The 18709-nt window shown below is 49.7% G+C and carries 17 protein-coding genes and 1 tRNA gene; 13 read left to right on the forward strand and 5 right to left on the reverse strand.

The window, feature by feature from the left end:
• Nucleotides 1–3 precede the first annotated feature (3 nt).
• From EBB79_RS03870 to EBB79_RS03890, 5 genes are all read left to right on the forward strand, one after another.
• Nucleotides 4–1305, forward strand: coding sequence for a sugar ABC transporter permease (locus tag EBB79_RS03870; protein ID WP_127747670.1), 1302 nt, complete (start codon nucleotides 4–6; stop codon nucleotides 1303–1305).
• 11 nt (nucleotides 1306–1316) lie between these two features.
• Complete coding sequence (locus EBB79_RS03875) at nucleotides 1317–2099, forward strand: ATP-binding cassette domain-containing protein (RefSeq protein ID WP_127750868.1); 783 nt, start codon at nucleotides 1317–1319, stop codon at nucleotides 2097–2099.
• A gap of 202 nt (nucleotides 2100–2301) precedes the next feature.
• A tRNA-Ser gene (locus EBB79_RS03880) sits at nucleotides 2302–2389 on the forward strand.
• 208 nt (nucleotides 2390–2597) lie between these two features.
• Nucleotides 2598–2990: a hypothetical protein gene (locus EBB79_RS03885; protein WP_127747671.1), complete on the forward strand. Its 393-nt coding sequence runs from the start codon at nucleotides 2598–2600 to the stop codon at nucleotides 2988–2990.
• A gap of 15 nt (nucleotides 2991–3005) precedes the next feature.
• The gene (locus EBB79_RS03890; protein WP_127747672.1) at nucleotides 3006–4208 is read left to right on the forward strand and encodes a site-specific integrase; all 1203 of its coding nucleotides are present in this window, start codon (nucleotides 3006–3008) and stop codon (nucleotides 4206–4208) included.
• Nucleotides 4209–4211: 3 nt separating this feature from the next.
• Here EBB79_RS03890 and EBB79_RS03895 read toward each other — a convergent pair whose 3' ends face one another.
• The 5 genes from EBB79_RS03895 to EBB79_RS03915 form a co-directional block, all read right to left on the reverse strand.
• On the reverse strand, nucleotides 4212–4940 hold the full coding sequence (locus EBB79_RS03895; RefSeq protein ID WP_127747673.1) for a M48 family metallopeptidase: 729 nt from the start codon (nucleotides 4938–4940) through the stop codon (nucleotides 4212–4214).
• On the reverse strand, nucleotides 4940–8218 hold the full coding sequence (locus EBB79_RS03900) for a type I restriction endonuclease subunit R (RefSeq protein WP_127747674.1): 3279 nt from the start codon (nucleotides 8216–8218) through the stop codon (nucleotides 4940–4942). The genes EBB79_RS03895 and EBB79_RS03900 overlap by 1 nt, the downstream gene beginning before the upstream one ends.
• A 101-nt stretch (nucleotides 8219–8319) precedes the next feature.
• On the reverse strand, nucleotides 8320–9501 hold the full coding sequence (locus tag EBB79_RS03905; protein WP_127747675.1) for a restriction endonuclease subunit S: 1182 nt from the start codon (nucleotides 9499–9501) through the stop codon (nucleotides 8320–8322).
• Complete coding sequence (locus EBB79_RS03910) at nucleotides 9491–10999, reverse strand: type I restriction-modification system subunit M (protein WP_127747676.1); 1509 nt, start codon at nucleotides 10997–10999, stop codon at nucleotides 9491–9493. The genes EBB79_RS03905 and EBB79_RS03910 overlap by 11 nt, the downstream gene beginning before the upstream one ends.
• A 163-nt stretch (nucleotides 11000–11162) precedes the next feature.
• The gene (locus tag EBB79_RS03915; RefSeq protein WP_127747677.1) at nucleotides 11163–11348 is read right to left on the reverse strand and encodes a hypothetical protein; all 186 of its coding nucleotides are present in this window, start codon (nucleotides 11346–11348) and stop codon (nucleotides 11163–11165) included.
• A 417-nt stretch (nucleotides 11349–11765) separates the two neighbouring features.
• Here EBB79_RS03915 and EBB79_RS03920 point away from each other — a divergent pair, with 417 nt between their 5' ends.
• The 8 genes from EBB79_RS03920 to EBB79_RS03955 all read left to right on the forward strand — a co-directional run bounded on the left by EBB79_RS03920 (nucleotide 11766) and on the right by EBB79_RS03955 (nucleotide 18209).
• Nucleotides 11766–12401: a hypothetical protein gene (locus EBB79_RS03920; protein ID WP_127747678.1), complete on the forward strand. Its 636-nt coding sequence runs from the start codon at nucleotides 11766–11768 to the stop codon at nucleotides 12399–12401.
• 57 nt (nucleotides 12402–12458) lie between these two features.
• Nucleotides 12459–12701 (forward strand): hypothetical protein, encoded by a 243-nt coding sequence (locus EBB79_RS03925; protein WP_127747679.1) that lies wholly within the window; start codon nucleotides 12459–12461, stop codon nucleotides 12699–12701.
• Between the two features lie 155 nt (nucleotides 12702–12856).
• Complete coding sequence (locus EBB79_RS03930) at nucleotides 12857–13246, forward strand: hypothetical protein (protein ID WP_127747680.1); 390 nt, start codon at nucleotides 12857–12859, stop codon at nucleotides 13244–13246.
• 375 nt (nucleotides 13247–13621) lie between these two features.
• Nucleotides 13622–14266, forward strand: coding sequence for a recombinase family protein (locus EBB79_RS03935; RefSeq protein ID WP_127747681.1), 645 nt, complete (start codon nucleotides 13622–13624; stop codon nucleotides 14264–14266).
• A 361-nt stretch (nucleotides 14267–14627) separates the two neighbouring features.
• Nucleotides 14628–15545, forward strand: a complete 918-nt coding sequence (locus EBB79_RS03940) for a hypothetical protein (protein WP_127747682.1) — start codon at nucleotides 14628–14630, stop codon at nucleotides 15543–15545.
• Complete coding sequence (locus tag EBB79_RS03945) at nucleotides 15538–16179, forward strand: hypothetical protein (protein ID WP_127747683.1); 642 nt, start codon at nucleotides 15538–15540, stop codon at nucleotides 16177–16179. The genes EBB79_RS03940 and EBB79_RS03945 overlap by 8 nt, the downstream gene beginning before the upstream one ends.
• Before the next feature lie 268 nt (nucleotides 16180–16447).
• Complete coding sequence (locus EBB79_RS03950) at nucleotides 16448–17356, forward strand: heparin lyase I family protein (RefSeq protein ID WP_127747684.1); 909 nt, start codon at nucleotides 16448–16450, stop codon at nucleotides 17354–17356.
• A gap of 163 nt (nucleotides 17357–17519) precedes the next feature.
• On the forward strand, nucleotides 17520–18209 hold the full coding sequence (locus tag EBB79_RS03955; protein ID WP_164860741.1) for a competence protein CoiA: 690 nt from the start codon (nucleotides 17520–17522) through the stop codon (nucleotides 18207–18209).
• Nucleotides 18210–18709: the final 500 nt, after the last annotated feature.

The raw sequence follows: 18709 nt of genomic DNA on the forward strand, positions 1-18709 counted from the left end.
GACATGACCGAAACCACGTCTCAGCCGATCCCGTCCCAACCAAAACGCAGCCTGTTCCAGCAACTGGAACTGGACGTGCGGCTATTGGGCATGATCGGCGCTTTTGTAATTCTTTGTATCGGGTTCAATATTCTGACGGATGGCCGCTTTTTAAGTCCGCGGAACCTGTTCAACCTGACGATCCAAACGGTATCCGTTGCGATCATGGCGACCGGCATGGTGTTTGTCATCGTGATGCGCCACATTGATCTGTCGGTTGGTGGTATACTTGCCGTTAGCTCGGCCGTTATGGCATTGGTGCAAACAAAATTCCTGCCGACCTATCTGGGTCTTGGATTTGACAATCCTTTGACTTGGGTCATTGCCATTGCAATCGGGCTAAGCGTCGGAACGTTGATCGGCGCCTTTCAGGGCTGGCTTATCGGGTATCAAAGTGTGCCGGCCTTTATCGTGACCCTTGGTGGGTTCCTGATCTGGAGAAACTACGGTTGGCTGTTCACTTCGGGGCAAACGATTGGTCCGCTTGATAAGAACTTCCTTGTCCTTGGAGGGGTAAGTGGCACCATGGGTGAGGCGACAAGTTGGGCCATAGGCATTGTGGCTGTCGCGGTGTCCCTATGGGCCCTGACCACGTCTCGCCGTGGACGTATTCAGCATGGGTTCCCTGCCAAACCCGCCTGGGCCGAAGGCGTTGTCATGGGACTAGTGACCTGTGCGATCCTCGGTTTCGTCTGGATTTTGAATTCCTACGACGTCCCGACCCGCAAGCTGGAGCGTATATTTGAAGCCAAAGGCGAGGTGATGCCCGAGGGGCTGGAAGTCGGTTATGGTCTGCCAATCTCGGTTCTGATCCTGATTGTGACAGCCATTGTCATGACCCTTGTGGCGCGGCGGACCCGGTTGGGCCGCTATATCTTCGCAACGGGTGGCAACCCGGACGCTGCTGAACTGTCGGGGATCAACACACGCCTTCTGACGGTAAAAGTCTTTGCGATCATGGGGTTCCTTTGTGCCTTGTCCGCAGTTGTTGCCTCGGCCCGGTTGCAGAACCACACCAATGACATCGGAACCCTGGACGAGTTGCGGGTGATTGCCGCTGCCGTTATCGGCGGCACAGCTTTGGCTGGTGGGGCAGGGACGATCTATGGCGCGATCCTCGGCGCCCTGGTCATGCAAAGCCTGCAGTCCGGAATGGCGATGGTCGGCGTTGACGCGCCGCTGCAAAACATCGTGGTCGGTTCGGTTCTGGTTCTGGCCGTCTGGCTGGACATTCAATATCGCAAGCGTATGGGAGCAAAACTATGACGGCTTCACACATGAAAAGTGCGAAACAATGCCGTGCCGATGGGGATACGCCGCTGGTCGAGCTAAAAGACATCTGTGTGTCTTTTGGCGGTATCCATGCGGTCGACCATGTCAGCGTTGATCTGCATCCGGGTGAAGTTGTTGGCCTGCTGGGCCACAACGGCGCTGGGAAATCGACGCTGATCAAGGTTTTGTCTGGTGCCTATCAGATGGACAGCGGCGAGATCCGCATCAACGGCGACAAGGCAGTGATCACCAACCCACGGGATGCGCGGACATATAACGTCGAGACCATCTACCAGACGCTGGCGCTGGCTGACAATCTTGATGCCGCCTCGAACCTGTTTTTAGGCCGGGAATTGACCACTCCGGTTGGACTGGTTGATGATGCCGCGATGGAGGCCGAGTGTCGCAAGATCATGGGTGGTTTGAACCCGAACTTCCGCAAATTTTCAGAACCGGTCAGTGCCCTGTCCGGTGGTCAGCGGCAGTCGGTCGCCATCGCGCGGGCGGTCTATTTCAATGCCAAGATCCTGATCATGGACGAACCAACCGCCGCACTGGGGCCGCAAGAGACCCAAATGGTGGCCGAATTGATCCAGAAGCTAAAGGCGCAGGGCATCGGGATCTTCCTGATCGACCACGACGTTCACGCGGTGATGGAACTGTGCGATAGGGCCAGTGTGATGAAAAACGGCCAACTGGTTGGGACCGTTAATATTGATGAGGTCACAGATGATGATCTATTGTCGATGATCATTCTGGGCAAGAAACCTGGTCAGGCAGCGGCCTAAGCAAACGACAGGGCTCCGGTTTTCGGGGCCCTTTCTGTGTCTTAGGACAGGGTCTGCCGTTATCAGCGCTCTTGGCTGAACTTTGCTCCAAGGCGGTACTTTTCTATGTCCTTTTGGGTTTTGTTTGTGCCTTGGAAAAAAAGTGCAACGACGTCAAAAATGGTCTTGTATTATTATCGCTTGCGCTGATAGACGGGTCAACGGAGACGTGGCCGAGTGGTCGAAGGCGCTCCCCTGCTAAGGGAGTAACGTGCAAGCGTTCGAGGGTTCGAATCCCTTCGTCTCCGCCATCAACCCAACATCATCAATGATTGCTGTATGTTAAAGCATACACGGGTTTTTGGCGGATTGCTTTGCTACAATTGGCTGCTACAGTAGATGCATGCAGCCACGAGTTTCAGTTCCAAAAATTTTTAGGCGTGGAAGCCGCTGGTACGTTCGTGTGCAGGTGCCAACACACATGCAAAAAGGCTGATTAGAAAAGAATACTGGGTATCATTGAGGACATCTGATCGCGGTGAAGCCATAAGGCTTGCTGGTGTAGCCACAGAGCAGAAGCGCCAAGACATTTCCGCGACGTTCCATCGTTTAGAGGGCATCACAACAACAATAAGTCAGATGACAGGTGATCTGCGTTTGGCACTGAAATCAGATGCATTCCGTGAATTTTGCTCAGCAAACTCCAACCTTTTGAGTGAGTTCAACACCAGCGGCTTGAAGGATGTCACAAAGTTTATCGAAGTCCGGGAAACAACAATCCGAAATTTGGTCTATAGACTGAAGTCGGAAGGATTTGCCAACGAACACATCAAGCTCTGTGCATTAAGGCTAACCGTAGAGAATGGCATCCGGATACCGCAAGAATCAGTTGCGTACCCAGAATTGCTGTAAATTGTTGGCGAAGCATTGATAGAAGCTAAGCGACACGAACTGGCTCAATTTGAAGGCCAATTGGTTCATCATGGTGCCGACCCGAATCTCATCGATGCTGGGACAGGTCAATTGAAAGTTGTCTCATCACCGCGTGAGATAATCGCAAAACCAAGCCCAATAAAAGTTAGTCTGACGGAATTATCAGAAACGTTCCTTTCCAACCCAAACAAAATTAGGGCTGAAAAAACTAAAGCATCTATTCGTGGATACTTGAATGTGGTGTTCAGCATACTTGGTGATGACACACCGCCGGATCGCATTACTGAATCTGATTGTGAACATGTCAGAGATTTGATTGCTCAGCTTCCACCCAATTTCAAAAAACTGGCTGCGCTCAAAGACCGACCAGTCGATGAAATGGTTCGCATTGAACGCCAGAAAAACATGGCGTACCTGTCCCCAACCGGCGTCAACAACTATCTGAAATTTCTCCTGTCATTTCTATCGTGGTGTCATCGCAAGGGTAAGATTGATCGAATGCCAACAGCCTTTTCTGAAATCAAGGTGGCTGACCCCGTTCGCAAGGAAGACAAGCGCCTACCATTTTCAAATGATCAGTTGGCCACCATATTCCACAGTGAAGTTTTTCTTGACGAAAAAAGAGACGATTGCATGTTTTGGGTGCCACTCATCGCCCTGTGGAATGGCATGCGTTCAAACGAAATCTGCCAGCTTGATACTGTTGACGTAAAGATGGTCGATGGAATTTGGGGATTTGATGTAACGTATATTAGTTCATCAGGTGATGACGACAAGCACCTCAAAACAGGTAGTTCGATCCGGATGATCCCAATCCATCCACGTCTCATAGAATTCGGTTTTATCGATTTTCACAAATCACGACCCAAGAACCAGAAGCTGTTTGGAGATATCACACGAGGGCATGATGGGTATTACTCAACTACTTTTAGCAAACGTGCCAATCGATATCTAAAATCCATTGGCACTCATGGCCCCAGACACAAATTTCATTCATTTAGGCATACGTTTCGTGATGCACTTCGCCGTGGACGGGTGGATCGAGAAATTGGGAAGGCGTTGGGCGGCTGGCAACGGGGCAATACCGACGCGTTCGATATCTATGGCAGTGGTTATCCACTGGATGAACTGTACGCAGAAATACGGCTTGTGGATTATTCAAACGTTGAATGGTCACATCTAGTTATCACTGGATAACCCTTACTCCACCATCAAGACCTCAACCAAAGTATCCAACTCCGTTTTAGCCTTTTGCCATTGGGGGTAATGCCTATCGACTAACATCCAAAATTCTGCACCATGATCATGGTGTTTTAGGTGGGCCAACTCATGCAGGATCACGTACTCGATGCACTCACGTGGCGCTTTGATCAAATGTGGGTTTAGGACGATGTAACCATCCGGTGAGCAACTGCCCCATTGCTTGGCCATTTCCATCAACCTGAACTGCGGAACGTCATCAATCCACGGTAGCTGACCAGCGGCACTGGTTATTCTCTTCACAAAATAATCCCGGGCCTTCACTCGATACCAAGCTCGTACTCGGCCTTTAATGTCATCGGGATCATCAGACCGGGTTTCAACTTCCAACCGGTTACCCTTCAGCCTTACCGGCCTAGGCTTTTCATTCGTTGGTATCACTTTCAATACATACCGACGCCCCAGATAGATCACTTGTTCACCAGACACGTATTCTCGAGGCCGTACATGAGCGAAACGGGTCAATGCCTCACCAACATGGCCAACCACCCACCGGGCACGTTTCTGGACCGCTATGTGGACTGTAGCTGGATCGAACTCTGGTGGCGCATCGACAGTGACCGAACCATCAGGATCGACGTGAATTGCTATTCGGGCACTACGTTTCGGGTCGGGATTAATCTGGTATGGAATTATGTAATCACCATAGGTGATCTGATGGAGTGGCATCAACGCTCACCCTTGGCTGCACCCGAACGTACGATGCTGATCACACGCTCAATCATATCATTGGCATGGTCTAGGCCACCAAAAAAGCTGAAATAACGCGGCAACATTGTCTTTCGGATTTCCGTTTCGATATTGGTCGGATTGATAGAGTGTGATTGCACTGCGTTATTCACCGTGTCATCGATCCAGTATGCTTCGTCAACCAAGCTGTCTTCCGAGTGATGCGAAGTTTGGTCATCCAACTGGTCGAGAAATGCTCCAAAGTATGCCTGAGCACGGGGGCGATCAGCAAATCGATCCGGCACACCGGGTGTGGCACGCTTGGCGACCATTTCTTCAAGGTCCTTGAACAATGTATACTGTTTGTTGGGGTGACCAAATAGTGCTTCGGCACCAGCTATTGCTTCCTTCAACATATCCGAAAAAATTTTCTGAGCATGGGGATCATCGATCAGATCTTGTTCAATGGTTTTCCTCATACGTGTTTTAATAACGTCGGCCTCTGATCGGGTTTTCTCATCTGACCAGTTATCCGGATCATCGCCTTCGCCCAATGATCCAACTAGGATCACACCTTCCGGATCAATGATTTCCTGACCGACAACTTGCTTGTCTACCAGCCGTCTAATCTGTTCTTCATAAACAGTGAAATCCACCGTTTCTTGGGCATCTTGTTTGGCCTGTGCACGTAGCTGGGTAAAGAACTTAAGATCATTCTTATACTTCTTGATGGTCCCTTCATCGAACGATCCATCTTCGAAAAACGCACGTGATGATAGTGCTAACTTCAAGCACATACCAAAGGTCGTCAGAGCTTCGTAGAAGTCCTCCCGGATCTTCTGATGGTCGTCTATGGCAGCACCGTGATCATCCTGCCGGAACGAAGGAATCAACACCTGACGGTACTGCTCCATGTCTGCCTTATTTTTTACATCCGTAAATATCGCCCACAGCCCATCATGCAGCGATGGAAGGCGCTTATACTCGGTGGATACATTGGCAACGGTTCCGGCCAGATCTTCGATCTCGAACCCGGCCTGCGTTTGCTCAGCAAGATCTTGGTAGTCTTTGATGGAGGTATCAAGTTCAGCAAGAATACCACGGTAATCGATCAAGAACCCATGCTGTTTTGCTTCATGCAGTCGGTTCACACGTGCGATGGCCTGCAGCAGGTTGTGGCTCTTCAGATGCTTATCGATATACAAAACGGCGTTTCTGGGTTCATCAAATCCAGTGAGCAATTTATCCACGACAATCAGGATATCCGGATCACCATCAGTACCAAATCCATCGATAAGATTGGTTAGATAGCCTTCTTCATCAGCACCAACATTTGCTTTCCACCATGCCTGCACTTCGGGCAATTTGGTCTCATCGGTATCTTCATGGCCCTCACGGGTATCCGGTGCCGAGATCACAACTGCACTGGTCACCAAACCGGTTGCATCCAGCGCTTTTTTGTAGCGGATGGCTGAGAGTTTGCTATCGGTGGCCAACTGCCCCTTCAGGCCAAGATCAAGCGATTTGAAATTGGTGTTGAAGTGTTCGGCAATATCCCAAGCAATCAAATCGATCCGGTTGGCTGCACCATAGATCTGGCCACGGGTGGAGTACTTTGCCTTCAGATCTGCTTTTTGCTTATCGCTTAACCCAGCAGTAATTTTATCAAACCATGCGTCGATGGCTTTGTCGTTGATATCAACCACCGGTTTTCGTTCTTCATAAACGAGTGGTGTGACTGCGCCATCCTCAACAGCACGTTGCATCGTATAGGCATGCAGGATTGGGCCAAATTTATTACGGGTCTTATCTTCCTTCAGCAGTGGTGTACCGGTGAATGCCACAAATGCTGCGTTGGGCAATGCCTTGCGCATTCGTTCATGGTTTTCACCGCCTTGGGATCGATGGCCCTCATCGACCAGCACCAGCAGTTTGTCCGATGGGTTGTGGCACTCTGGTAACTTGGTGGCTGAATTGAATTTCTGCAGCAGGGTAAAGATGATCCGGTCATTGCCCTGCCCAATCCGTTCAGCCAAATCACGACCTGACTGCACCTTGGCTTTTTCACCATCTTTCTTGGTCGCAACCGCCGAGCCGAATGCACCACCGGTCAGGAATGTCCCTGCCAGTTGTTTTTCCAAGTCCACACGATCCGTCACGATGATGATCCGAAAATCCGCCAATTGCGGTTCCAGCAACAGCGCCTTGGTCAGCAGCACCATCAAATTTGATTTTCCGGAGCCAGTGGTGTGCCAGATGACACCTCCTTCACGGCTACCATCCGGCTTTTGTTGCGATACCTGGTCAACAATCGCTTTGGTGCCCTGCACCTGCTGATACCGGGCCACCAGTTTACCAGTTTTCTGGTCAAAGAATATGAACCGGTGGGTCATATCCAACAATCGATCCGGCCGCAGCAGTCCGATGATCAACCTATCCTGCTCTGTCAGCGCCACAGGGGCGCTGTGGAGCGTTTCATAGCCATCTCGCTCACTGGGTGCCCTATCGGCAAACAGGGCGTCCTTATGGGCGTCTGGCAGCGGTGTATTGCGTATGGTGGCCATCTGCGCATCGGATAGCTCTTCTTCACGCCAGATCGACCAGAACTTTTTCGGTGTATTCGTCGTGGCATAGCGCCCATCAGATGCTGAGATTGATAGCAACAGTTGCGAATAGGCGTAGAGGTCTTGGATGCCGTCCGTCATCTGATTGCGTAAATGCTGGCTGATACCCTCTTCAACCATGGCTTTGTCCTTGGTCGATGATATCGGGCGTTTGGATTCGATCACCGTTAGGGGTAGACCGTTCACAAATCCAACAATGTCTGGGCGGAATGTGCCTTTGCCAGCAGGGCGTTCAACCGACATTTCTTCGGTTACATGAAATGCGTTGTTGGCGGTATCTACCCAATCAACCAGTGGCACGGTGACCGATGTTTTGTGACCATCGACAAATTCAGTGACGGTAACACCTTTGGTCAGATGCATATAGATCGCCCGGTTTGCTGGAACCAATCCTTCGCTTAACCCAGTAGACGTGACCTCACGGATCACCGCATCGATACCGGCAGTGGACAGTGGGTAGGTCTGGCCCTTGTAGCTGAACCTGTGCTTTTGCAACCATGCGCGCAATACCGGCACCAGCAGTACACCCCGTTCTGATCCCCGCATGCCCAGCGCCTTGGCAGGTGGCAAATAGGCCCAGCCCATCACCATCATCACATGCAGTGCTGGTACTTTGGCGGCGGCTTCTTCGCGGGTATCGGGCGTGTCACGCATAGTGGTGGTCCACAAATGGATTGTACAATGCGTTCACCCTAAACGGGAAAATGGCAAAGGAACAGTCTCGCCAGTCCCTTGCCGCTGCATGTACAAACCGATCAGACTGTGACCCGTCGCTTACCGGTGAGCAGCTTCTGCATTAGGGCTTTTTTCTCGGTGCGGAGTTTTTGGGTAAACTTGTCCATAGCGTCGATCTCACCTTCGCAGGCAAATAGAACACTACCAATTTTGATTTGCTCACTGAGGCTTGGAGTTGAGATAGGTAAGGGTCGCAGCCGTGCTAGATTAATATTCTTTTGAGCTAATTTCGGTGCTGAACGATCTAGCCCTTCTTTTTCCATTTCCAACATGTGAAGCAGCCACATAGGATCAGCCACCCCTGACTTGGCTGTGATCCCAACAACGCTGTCTGGACATGCTACAGGGTATTTGGACAAGGCTACGTCGCCAATGTTCGCGGCGATTGTCATCAAAATTGTCCCTGATGGAAACATTCGACTCACACTGAGGCCAAGATCATTCAAGGTTTGGCTATGAGACGCCAAGAATAACGATGACCGAGATACATCGCCGGTTTGCACAAATGGATGTTCACCGCCATAAAATTGCGGATCGTTGCGGGGGCGAGCCGAAAACTTTCCACGCTCAACATCTGCAAGCTCCCCTAACCGCACCTCTTTCCACTCTTGCCCCGCAAACTCAGGGAATCGGCGTTTGCCGGTGAGCAGTTGCTGCATGAGGGCGCGTTTTTGAATGCGGACGCAGTCTAACTGCGCCTCGGCCACCTCTATCGCTCGATCCCAGGTGGACAGGATTTCAGCGATTTTCTTTTGTTCGGGTAGTGGGGGGATATGGATTGGCTGGTTTTCAATGTCTGCTTTTTTGACATGTACCAAAGTCGTCTTGAAGCCATGCGCTTTAGTCTCGATCCGGTCTGTAACATGCCTCAAAAGCAAGTATAGCCAAGTGTGATCTACGCCGTCTGCGTCGAACACTTTGAAGATGTGTTGGTTCAATACACCGGTTTCGCCTTGCCAGATTGTTGGCCCAAAGGACGCTCCCTTGGTACCAGCCCATGCGAATAGCATTTGACCGGGCTTGACGATCCACTTTGGGTTAGGTTCACCAGAAAAGTAATTGAAATTTTTGCTACCGTTTAAGTTTTGAATTCGAATGATCGGCAGTCCGTGTGTGTCCCATACTGGGGGCGTAAAGCCATAACCATTTTGGAAACGACAGACATCAGAGACTTGCCCAAGCTCCCACCCATCAGGCACCATAACCCAACTCCTTCAGGTAGGCGTCCATACGGGATTCCAATTCACTCATTTCTGATTGCAATGCCTGGCGTTCAGCCCGCACTGCCATCAGATCAATCTCAGCCTCTTCCTCAAAGGTATCCACATATCGGGGGATATTGAGGTTGAAATCATTCTCTTTGATTTCATCCAATGTGGCGTGATAGGCATATTTGTCGATGGTTTCCCGTGCGGTGACCGTGGCGGTGATCTTATCCAGTTGTGCCTCGGTCAGGGCGTTCTGGTTGGTGCCCGGTTCGAACTCACGAGATGCATCGACAAACAGCACGCTGTCATCCGTTTTGGATTTGTTGAACATCAGGATAGCCGCTGGGATACCGGTGCCAAAAAACAGTTTTTCCGGCAGGCCAATCACCACATCCAGAAGGTTTTCTTCGATCAGTTTTTGGCGAATTTTTCCTTCAGACGATCCCCTGAACAGCACCCCGTGCGGTACCACCACCGCCATACGACCGGTGCGCGGTTTCAGCGTTTCGATCATATGCAGGATGAATGCATAATCACCCTTGGTTTTGGGTGGTGTACCCCGACGGAACCGGGCGAATTTATCCGTCTCGGCAGCTTCAATACCCCATTTGTCCAGACTGAACGGCGGATTGGCCACCACCACATCAAAGTGCCGCAGCATGTCATCACTGGTGCGCAATTTCGGATTGCGAATGGTATCGCCCCACTCGATTTGATGATTGGTTTCACCGTGCAGGAACAGGTTCATTTTCGCTAGTGCCCAAGTCGAGCCAATCGCTTCTTGACCAAATAACGCGTACCGCTTGGTACCGGTAGCTTTACGCACCTGACGCCCACATTTCATCAGTAGCGATGCAGAGCCACATGTGGGGTCACAGATGTCGTCACCGGCCTGTGGATGGACCAGACGGGCCATCAGGTCGGACACTTCAGCAGGGGTATAGAACTCACCCGCTTTTTTGCCCGCAGTGGCAGCAAACCGCGAGATCAGGTATTCATATGCCCCACCGATGATATCAAGATTGCCAACACGGGATGGCCGTAGATCGAGTGCTGATTTGGCAAAGTCCTCCATCACATGGCGCAGGATATCGTTTTTCTGTTCTTCATCACCAAGTTTGTTGGAATTGAAGCTGATGTCTTGGAACACATCCCGGAGCTTATCACCGTTGGATTCTTCGACGGCATGCAGAGCCTTGTCGATACGTTCACCATTACCAGCTTCATGGCGACGGGCATGCAGGGCATCAAAGGATGCACCTTCGGGCAATACAAAGCTTTCCTGCTTCATCATGGCAATGACCAGATCCGGATTATCCGGGTACTGCTCTTCATAGCCAGCCTTATGATCCTTCCATACGTCACTGACATATTTCAAGAACAGCATAGTCAGGACGTAATCCTTGTAGATCGACGGATCGACCACACCACGGAAGGTGTCACAAACAGACCAAGCGGCCTTGTTGATCTCGGTCTGGGTGATTGTGTTCATGAACGGTTGCCACGACGGCGGTGCTGCCATCGGCCTTTTCAAATCAAATGATCATTTGAACCGGACAATGCTGCAATACCGGGTGATGCGCAATCAGTGTTCATAGCAACCAACCATCAATCACCGGATGGCCATCTATAGTGGTCCATGGATGCACACCAACCTATTGGGGTAGATAGGCATCCAGAGAGTGCCCATCGGCTTCGTATGCGGCCCACAGGTCCTCTATGGCGTCATCAATCAGGCTGCCGTTTGATAGCCGTGTCACATGCCGCAGAACCCGCAATTTTTGCACGGTTTCATCGGTCACTGAACGGATGGAAAGTCTTTGTTTTTGGTCTTCAGTCATAGCTGCACCTCCACCTTTATTTAGGGTCTGAAACCGCTAATTTCACTATTTGACTGATCCGGAACCCATTGCTGATCTAAATATATCGAGTGAACGCCCCGGCAGCCGAGTGGCGGGCAAGGATACTACATGAATAGACGCGCAAACCCATTTCGACATGACCGGACCGTTGGCCACAATTTGGTCCCAACGATATCGCTCACCTCATTGCAGGTCGGCTTGCAAAACAAGCGGGTAGCCCAACACTCCATAGGTACAGACAAATGGTTGGATCGACTGGGTCGGACCCTATGGGACAATCAGTATGGAGAATTGGGCAACTTGACTTGGAAAGGTAGTCGACCCTGTTTCGCCATTCAAGAGCGAGGTAAGAGCCTTCAAGAATTACAATCAGTGGTTAGGAACAACCCAGACCAAATGAATGAATACCTATCTAAACTCCCCGGGCGTGAACACCGGGCGTTGCTAAAGATGCTTCAGCAAGACCATTCAGATGTCTATTTTCTTACTGTGATATGCACCGTGAAACGGGCTGATGAAGCGGCTCTGTCCAGTTTTAAAAGGGAAGCCCGCAAACTGGAACGTGTCATCAGAAATCGGTTTGACAACGCATTTTGTATAATGTTCCCGGAGGCGGATTTAGTCCGGGCCGGTGACATCACCGCCAGCCTATTACCAGTTCCACAATGGAAAGATGAGTTCCAGAGTAACCAGCAGGTTTTCAAGCTGCACTACCATGGAATATTCTGCGCAAAAGGTTTGGATCGCAAACGCGTTGAACAGCTTATCCAAACAACGCCAACTGGTCGAAGAAGCAAGTCGTATTCCGGAAGCAATCAGGTACGCGCTCTTCCTATCGACTATGTTGAGACTGAGGATGGTAAGAAGCCGGATGTGTTTGGCGTGGCTGGATATGCTAACAAGTGTCACTATCGCCCAACATGCAAGCAGCGTCCTTTTGAAGGATACCCAATTTGGGCAAAGCTGATGGATCAGATCGGCAATACACCATCACTAACCATAATTGTGGGCACCAATGGCAAGTACCGTTAAAGTACTGGTGATGAAGCAAAATCGGATCATCCAAGAGATTTTAGTCTAGATGCAGTTATGATGTCTACATATGGCAGTTCTTATGTTGTGCAACATGGGCACACCCGTGAATATTTTACTCATGAGGAAAAAGTCATTCCACTTGTTGATCAGGCAAGGTTAGCATTAAACTGCAAAACCGTAAGTGGTTGCGACAACAAAGCAATATCAACTCTTGTAAAAAGAACACCAGACAAGACCAAGATCAATAATCTGGCGGATATTCCGAGAAATATTGACCATCGACCGCCTGTTCCTTGAAGGAATATGCCAGATTATTAAATATTATTGTGTGTCATCCACGTTGCGACCCCCGGAAACCGTAACGAATGGAAATCCGTGCGTTGTGAACTGAAATAGGCATTCGTTCGGATGCCGATTGCTAAATACTCATGACCAACGTCGGGGTATAGAAAATGAAATTTTACCATCATGAAATTGAACAACCTTTTTTGATTGAGCCTATCATGTTGGCACGTGATTTAGCGCTATTTGCATCTATTCGGTTTGTGTCCAGAACCTATCCACCCGCAGAACCACTCAATATTTCAACGACCGCTGATGCAGTGCTGGATCGGGGTGTAGAAGGTCTCCTATTGGTCGATATCTGGGCTGACCCGAATGGCGAGACAAATTGTGGTGCCGCAGTATTCGACATCGGCAGAGAAGTCATGAATTTGGGTGGTCATAAGATCTCAGGAGATTGGACTGGTGCTGGATTGTTGTTTTTGATGATCGCCATGGCCCAAAACGTGATGGGCTGGAACCGTTACCTCGTGGGTGTAAATGAACTAGGAGGATGGTGACATGACGATACCACAAAATCCGAACCCACCGGGCCTGCTGCGCAAACTGTCACCTAAACTGAATTCGATCTTAGATGAGCTTAACCAAATGACAGTTGACCCGAAACAGTCGGACACTGAATATCTTGAACCGCTGTTCAGATATTCCTCAAGAACAAAATCTGACAGCTAGCAAGCCGCCGACTATGTTGGCGTCTTAGTGATCATTAATCATTCATCGCATTCGCACCGGTAGTTTTGACTTATCCGCTAGAGTATACCCGACCGGATAAATCCAAGTTCTGTAGAAATGCGGCCAGTACGTATCCGTTAGGGTTGATTTTTTAATCGGACATCCATTTATATGGACGGAACCCTTACGGATAGGATAATTGATTGAAAACGATCTTGTATGTACGCACTTCCACTGCCGAACAAACAATCGAACATCAGGAGACACAGGCCATTGATGCTGGCTACCAAATTGATCAGGTGATTTCTGATTTTGCGGTTAGTGGCGTTACTGTACGTTTTGCAGAACGGCCACAGGCACCAAGGCTATTCGACATGCTGCGCCCGGGCGATGTCTTGATTGTACGATGGGTAGATCGACTTGGCCGGGATTACGATGATGTGACCAACACTATTCGTACATTCATGTCTATGGGCGTAGTCATCCGCACAATCATCAATGGGTTTGTGTTTGATGGTGCATCCACTGACCCAGTACAAAAGGCAATACGTGATAGCCTGATCGCCTTCATGGCTGCTACTGCACAAGCCCAGTCAGAGGCTACCAAGTCGGCCCAATTGGCGGGTATCAAGCACGCCCTGCAATCAGATAGTGCCGGGCATAAGTATAAAGGCAAGAAGCCCAGCTACACACGAGAAATCTATGTTGGCGTTCAATCGATGTTAGGGTTGAACTCAGGCACGGTTAGTGATGTTGCCCGTGAATTTGGACTGTCTCGCCAAGTCGTCCTCCGCATTAGGGACACACCGGACGCCGCAGAGCGAGCATTGACCCGGTGGGGGATGTGACAATAGATCCAGCGGTGACTCAATTATTGAATGCCTATAAGCTCTATAAGCGATTTCAGGGACGACCTCCTGCCGGAGCGGCCTAACGGCGCATTACGATATCCTGTGGTGAGTGCGCCTACCTCAGAGAATGCGCCAGCAAACCAGTGTACAACCTAGCCAATGGAACGGGAACATCTCTCCATCTTTCCGCCTACAACTCGCTCCACGTGAATGATCTGTTAGGCCCTGTGGTATTGTTTGTTTCCACACTAGACAGTATCGATACACACGTCCGCATTGGGACTATCAGCTTGATGTTTGGATTTATGCCTGAACAAAAAATCATTTTTTAGATTAGTTAAATCATACAGGTGGAAATATGAGAAAAAGCAATCTAGCGGAATGGACACTGGCCCACCGGCGGTTGGTCGTTACGTTGTTGGTACTGGTGTTTGCAGTTTTGATTGGCATCAGGATTTTAGTCTTCCCAACCTTGGATCTTAATAACGAAATCGACTGGCCAGCGATGGGCACAAGCAGTCTTGATGCATTGATCGCTACAATCGTCGTCAGCTTTGTAGTTGCCGTTACTCTTTGGTGGACGAAACCACCATTAGACCGAATACCCCCGGGTTTTGAAATTCCACCCACTAGCATCTCTAACACGCTTGAAGCAGAGGCCACACTCACTAACGAGTGGGAGTACCTTGGACACACAGGCAGGTACGTACGCAACAGGATTTTCCCCATCGTTCAAAAGCACTCACATCAAAACAACCGTCGTGTGAATGTCAGAATGATGGTTCTCGATCCGAGGAATGATGCCCTTTGTGGTCAGTATGCAAAATATCGAAACCGCAGTCGTTCAAGTGAAATGTTCAAAGAAGATTGGACAATGCAGAAAGTGCAAGAGGAGTTGATCGCAACTGTGGCCCGAACCGTTTTGCTCAATGCTGTGGAAAATCATGTGCATTGCGAACTACGGTTTAGGAATTTTCTGTCACAATTTCGCTTCGATGTTTCCAGTGATCAGGTCATGGTTACTCAGGAAGACCCTCAAGAACCTGCCTTTTCCTATCCACGGGGTTCCAGATTTTTTGAATATTATAAGCGAGAAAACCAGTTAATTTGGGACCAATCGCCATCCTTCGATATTCACTCGATAACCCCGGAACCGGACCAAATGGAGAACGGAATGGCTGCAATGCTCTCTGAGTTTCTGGGCCGTGACACCGCTGATAAAACGGTTGAACGAGCACTTGAACTCCTAGCAGCGGATCGGAGTCCGTATGCGTGATCTACTTCTAAAATTCGGCGAATCCGTGGTTGGCCCGAAGCGTGCCAAAAGAATGTTCAGCCATCTACTCAATCAAAATAATTTTGGCCCAGCTACCATTCACCCGTACGGGTTTTACATCTGGAAACTTCCTTCAATAACTCCTGATTTCACCCTCAGAGTTCACGCTTGGCTTCCGGGCATCAGAAATAGACAGCAGCCTGATTGGCCACCGCATACTCACAACTCCGACTTGCACAGCTTTCTTTTGTCGGGAACCATAGTCAATCAAACATGGGATTTGAAAACCGGTGAAAAAGGCGATGCCCAAGTCTACGAAGTAGGGTACAGTGGCGGGCTATCGACGTTGGTCAAGACACCAATAGTCGGAGATTTGATGCCAACTGGTGAGGCAACCTACTCAGCGAGCGCGAACTACCTTGTACCAGCCGGAAAATACCATGCTTCAGAAGTTCAAGTGCAATCTTCGGCTGTCACTGTTGTACTACTCGGCAATCAAACTCAAGGAGCTGCAAAAGTCGCAGGCTCCCCCGGTGGTGAGAAAAATTACGTGTTTGACCGTCAAGATGCCTCACATGCAGAGCAAGAAACAGCGCGCGAGATTGTCATAGAGGCACTCAAGAAAATTCGTTAGATTGGCCATCATTGCAGCAAGTCAACCGGAAATCACCGCTGGATTTAGTGGTGTTTAGAAGTCGCGTTTTCTTGACATGATATCTAAGAATATGTGCTGGCGTGTTCCATCCTGTTGTAACCCTAACAATGATAGCCAAGCGGAACACAGGCATCCTTCCAATTACCTTCCCTACCCAGCTAGTAAATTAATTTTTCCCTGCTGTATTCCATAAATGAGCTTTCTGGAGATCCCAATTTGAAAACGACCACCCACCCACTCAATCTCTATGCTAATCTGCTTACTGTATTTATGCGGGACTGCTAATACTATCAGCGCTCAATCGCTCGGCAAACCAATCTACAAAACGACCCGAATTGAGAATGAAGTGGGTGCAAACCGCAACTATGGCTTTGCTCGCATCCGCAACCACGCCCGCTTAGGGCGCCGGGCACAACGCTTCGAACTCCGCCATGGTGATTGTGGTGGGAACAAGTACTGGAGTGACTGTAGCAACGACAGACAGCGTGTGGAACGCAAGGAAGATCCCAAAAATCGCATTCAACGGGTTGGTGATCAGGTTTGGTATGGTTGGTCGTTTTATCTACCATCAAACTTCCGGGACATTGGGCCAGCGAACACAACCCTAGGTCAGATGAAAATGCGGGGTTGGCGGACACCGCTTTGGCATTTCAACATGCGCGATGGAAGCGCGATGATGTGGTTTGGATCAGAGGGTGGCTGCACTGTGGCTCGCATCGCGAAACTGCGTGGGCAGTGGTTGGATGTCACCATATTTGCAGATTACAGCCTGTCACCAAAGGGGCCAAGTTTCATCATGTATCTCAATGGGCAGCAGGTGTGTTCTAGACGAAAGCCCATGGTGACGCAGAAGATGGTGAATGAGAGTGAAGGTGAACTTTATCTCAAATATGGCATTTACAACAGTTATGTCAGTCGATGGCTGAGTCAGCACAAGACGCAGGCAGTAGCGGCCCAGCCGTTCACTGACGCTTACCAAGTCAGTACTGGTGGCAGCAAAGCATCGCGCAGCGCAACTGCTGCTCCGTTCAATTATGACTGGGGCGTTCAGCTACCGGCACAAATCGTGTTCTATGATGAAATGCGGTACGGGAACAGTCGTGAACAAGTGGACGTGCGCATAATTGAGGCTGTCGGTGGCAAGCCAGTAGATTAACGGCAAGGTTGCGCCCACAGCCGAAATCGATGTCGAGCTACATGATTGTGAACTAGTCCAAGCAGGATGGGGACTAATACTGGATCTAATACTCTCATTAGCAGACTCCATTTATTTTTCATTACACCTTGGAATGTTTTGCAAAGTAACCATCATTTCTTCAATGAGATTTGCACTGTTAGATAATCAACGTATCGAAGCAACGCCAAGAGCTGTTGGCTCTTGCCCTAGTTGCAAGGCTGATATGGTAGCTCGCTGTGGAACTAAAAAGAATTGGCATTGGGCACATAGGGGGCGGCGACACTGTGATCATTGGTGGGAAAACGAGACCGAATGGCATCGGACTTGGAAAAACCAATTTTCTTCAGACTGGCAAGAAGTGTCTGCCCGTGACGAGACAGGCGAACTGCACATTGCTGACATCAAGACACCGAATGGCCTTACAATCGAATTCCAACATTCCGCTATCAAACTGGGCGAGGTGGTAAAACGCACCAATTTCTATGGTCAAGTGATATGGATCATTGATGCCACACGCCGCCCTACAGATGCTATTCAGTACGAACGCATGCTTGAAGATAACTACCCGGAACGGTTCGATGGGGTAGATATTTACACCGTATACTACGAAGAAACTCGGCTTCTTAAAGAATGGGGAGCACTGGGTGTGATTGTTGGATTTGACTATGGCGGCGATAATCTATGTTTGCTCACAGCCGCCCAAGGTTACAGTAGATACCTGTTTGATTTCCCTAAAGCTGAGTTTGTTCGACGGGTAATCGAGGGCAAACCCTTACCCGTTGTCCAGTTCGCGAAGCCGGTTCAGCGCCGCTATCGCCGCCGCAGACTGTAGCAAGTAAGTACGTCCAGCCCGACCGCTAGGCGGCACATAGGCACGTCTTGTGGTCGTTGTGAGCGGCTCTATGGGCGTCCGATAAAACCTAGTTGAATTCCGGCCTATCAACCTCGGTAGATGCTTCCTCATGGAAGAAGCTGTTGCATCCCATTTCGTCAAAAAATCTTGACCTGACCTTACCATCATACAACTGAAGAGTTGTGTGTTTGCGCTGACACGAACGCAACCCCACTTTCCCAAACTCCTTCAGTATCGCAAACGATGTGATGCAGTGATACAGTATCAATAGGTTGATTTGCCCCACTTATGGTACCAACTAACCGTGAGTGTCCAAGTATCAATACGCTCGCCCCATGTGAGACCATTGGTTCTCAAATCTCATGCCCAGCAGGCGAACGATCAAATTAGTTCTGAGACCGGCTTTCGAGAACCAACGCAGGACCAATCGCCAGCCTATGCTCATCACCTGTGATCCCCTAGAAACGACCGTTTTGACG

The sequence above is a fragment of the Parasedimentitalea marina genome, from assembly GCF_004006175.1.
In the GTDB taxonomy this organism is placed as follows: domain Bacteria; phylum Pseudomonadota; class Alphaproteobacteria; order Rhodobacterales; family Rhodobacteraceae; genus Parasedimentitalea; species Parasedimentitalea marina.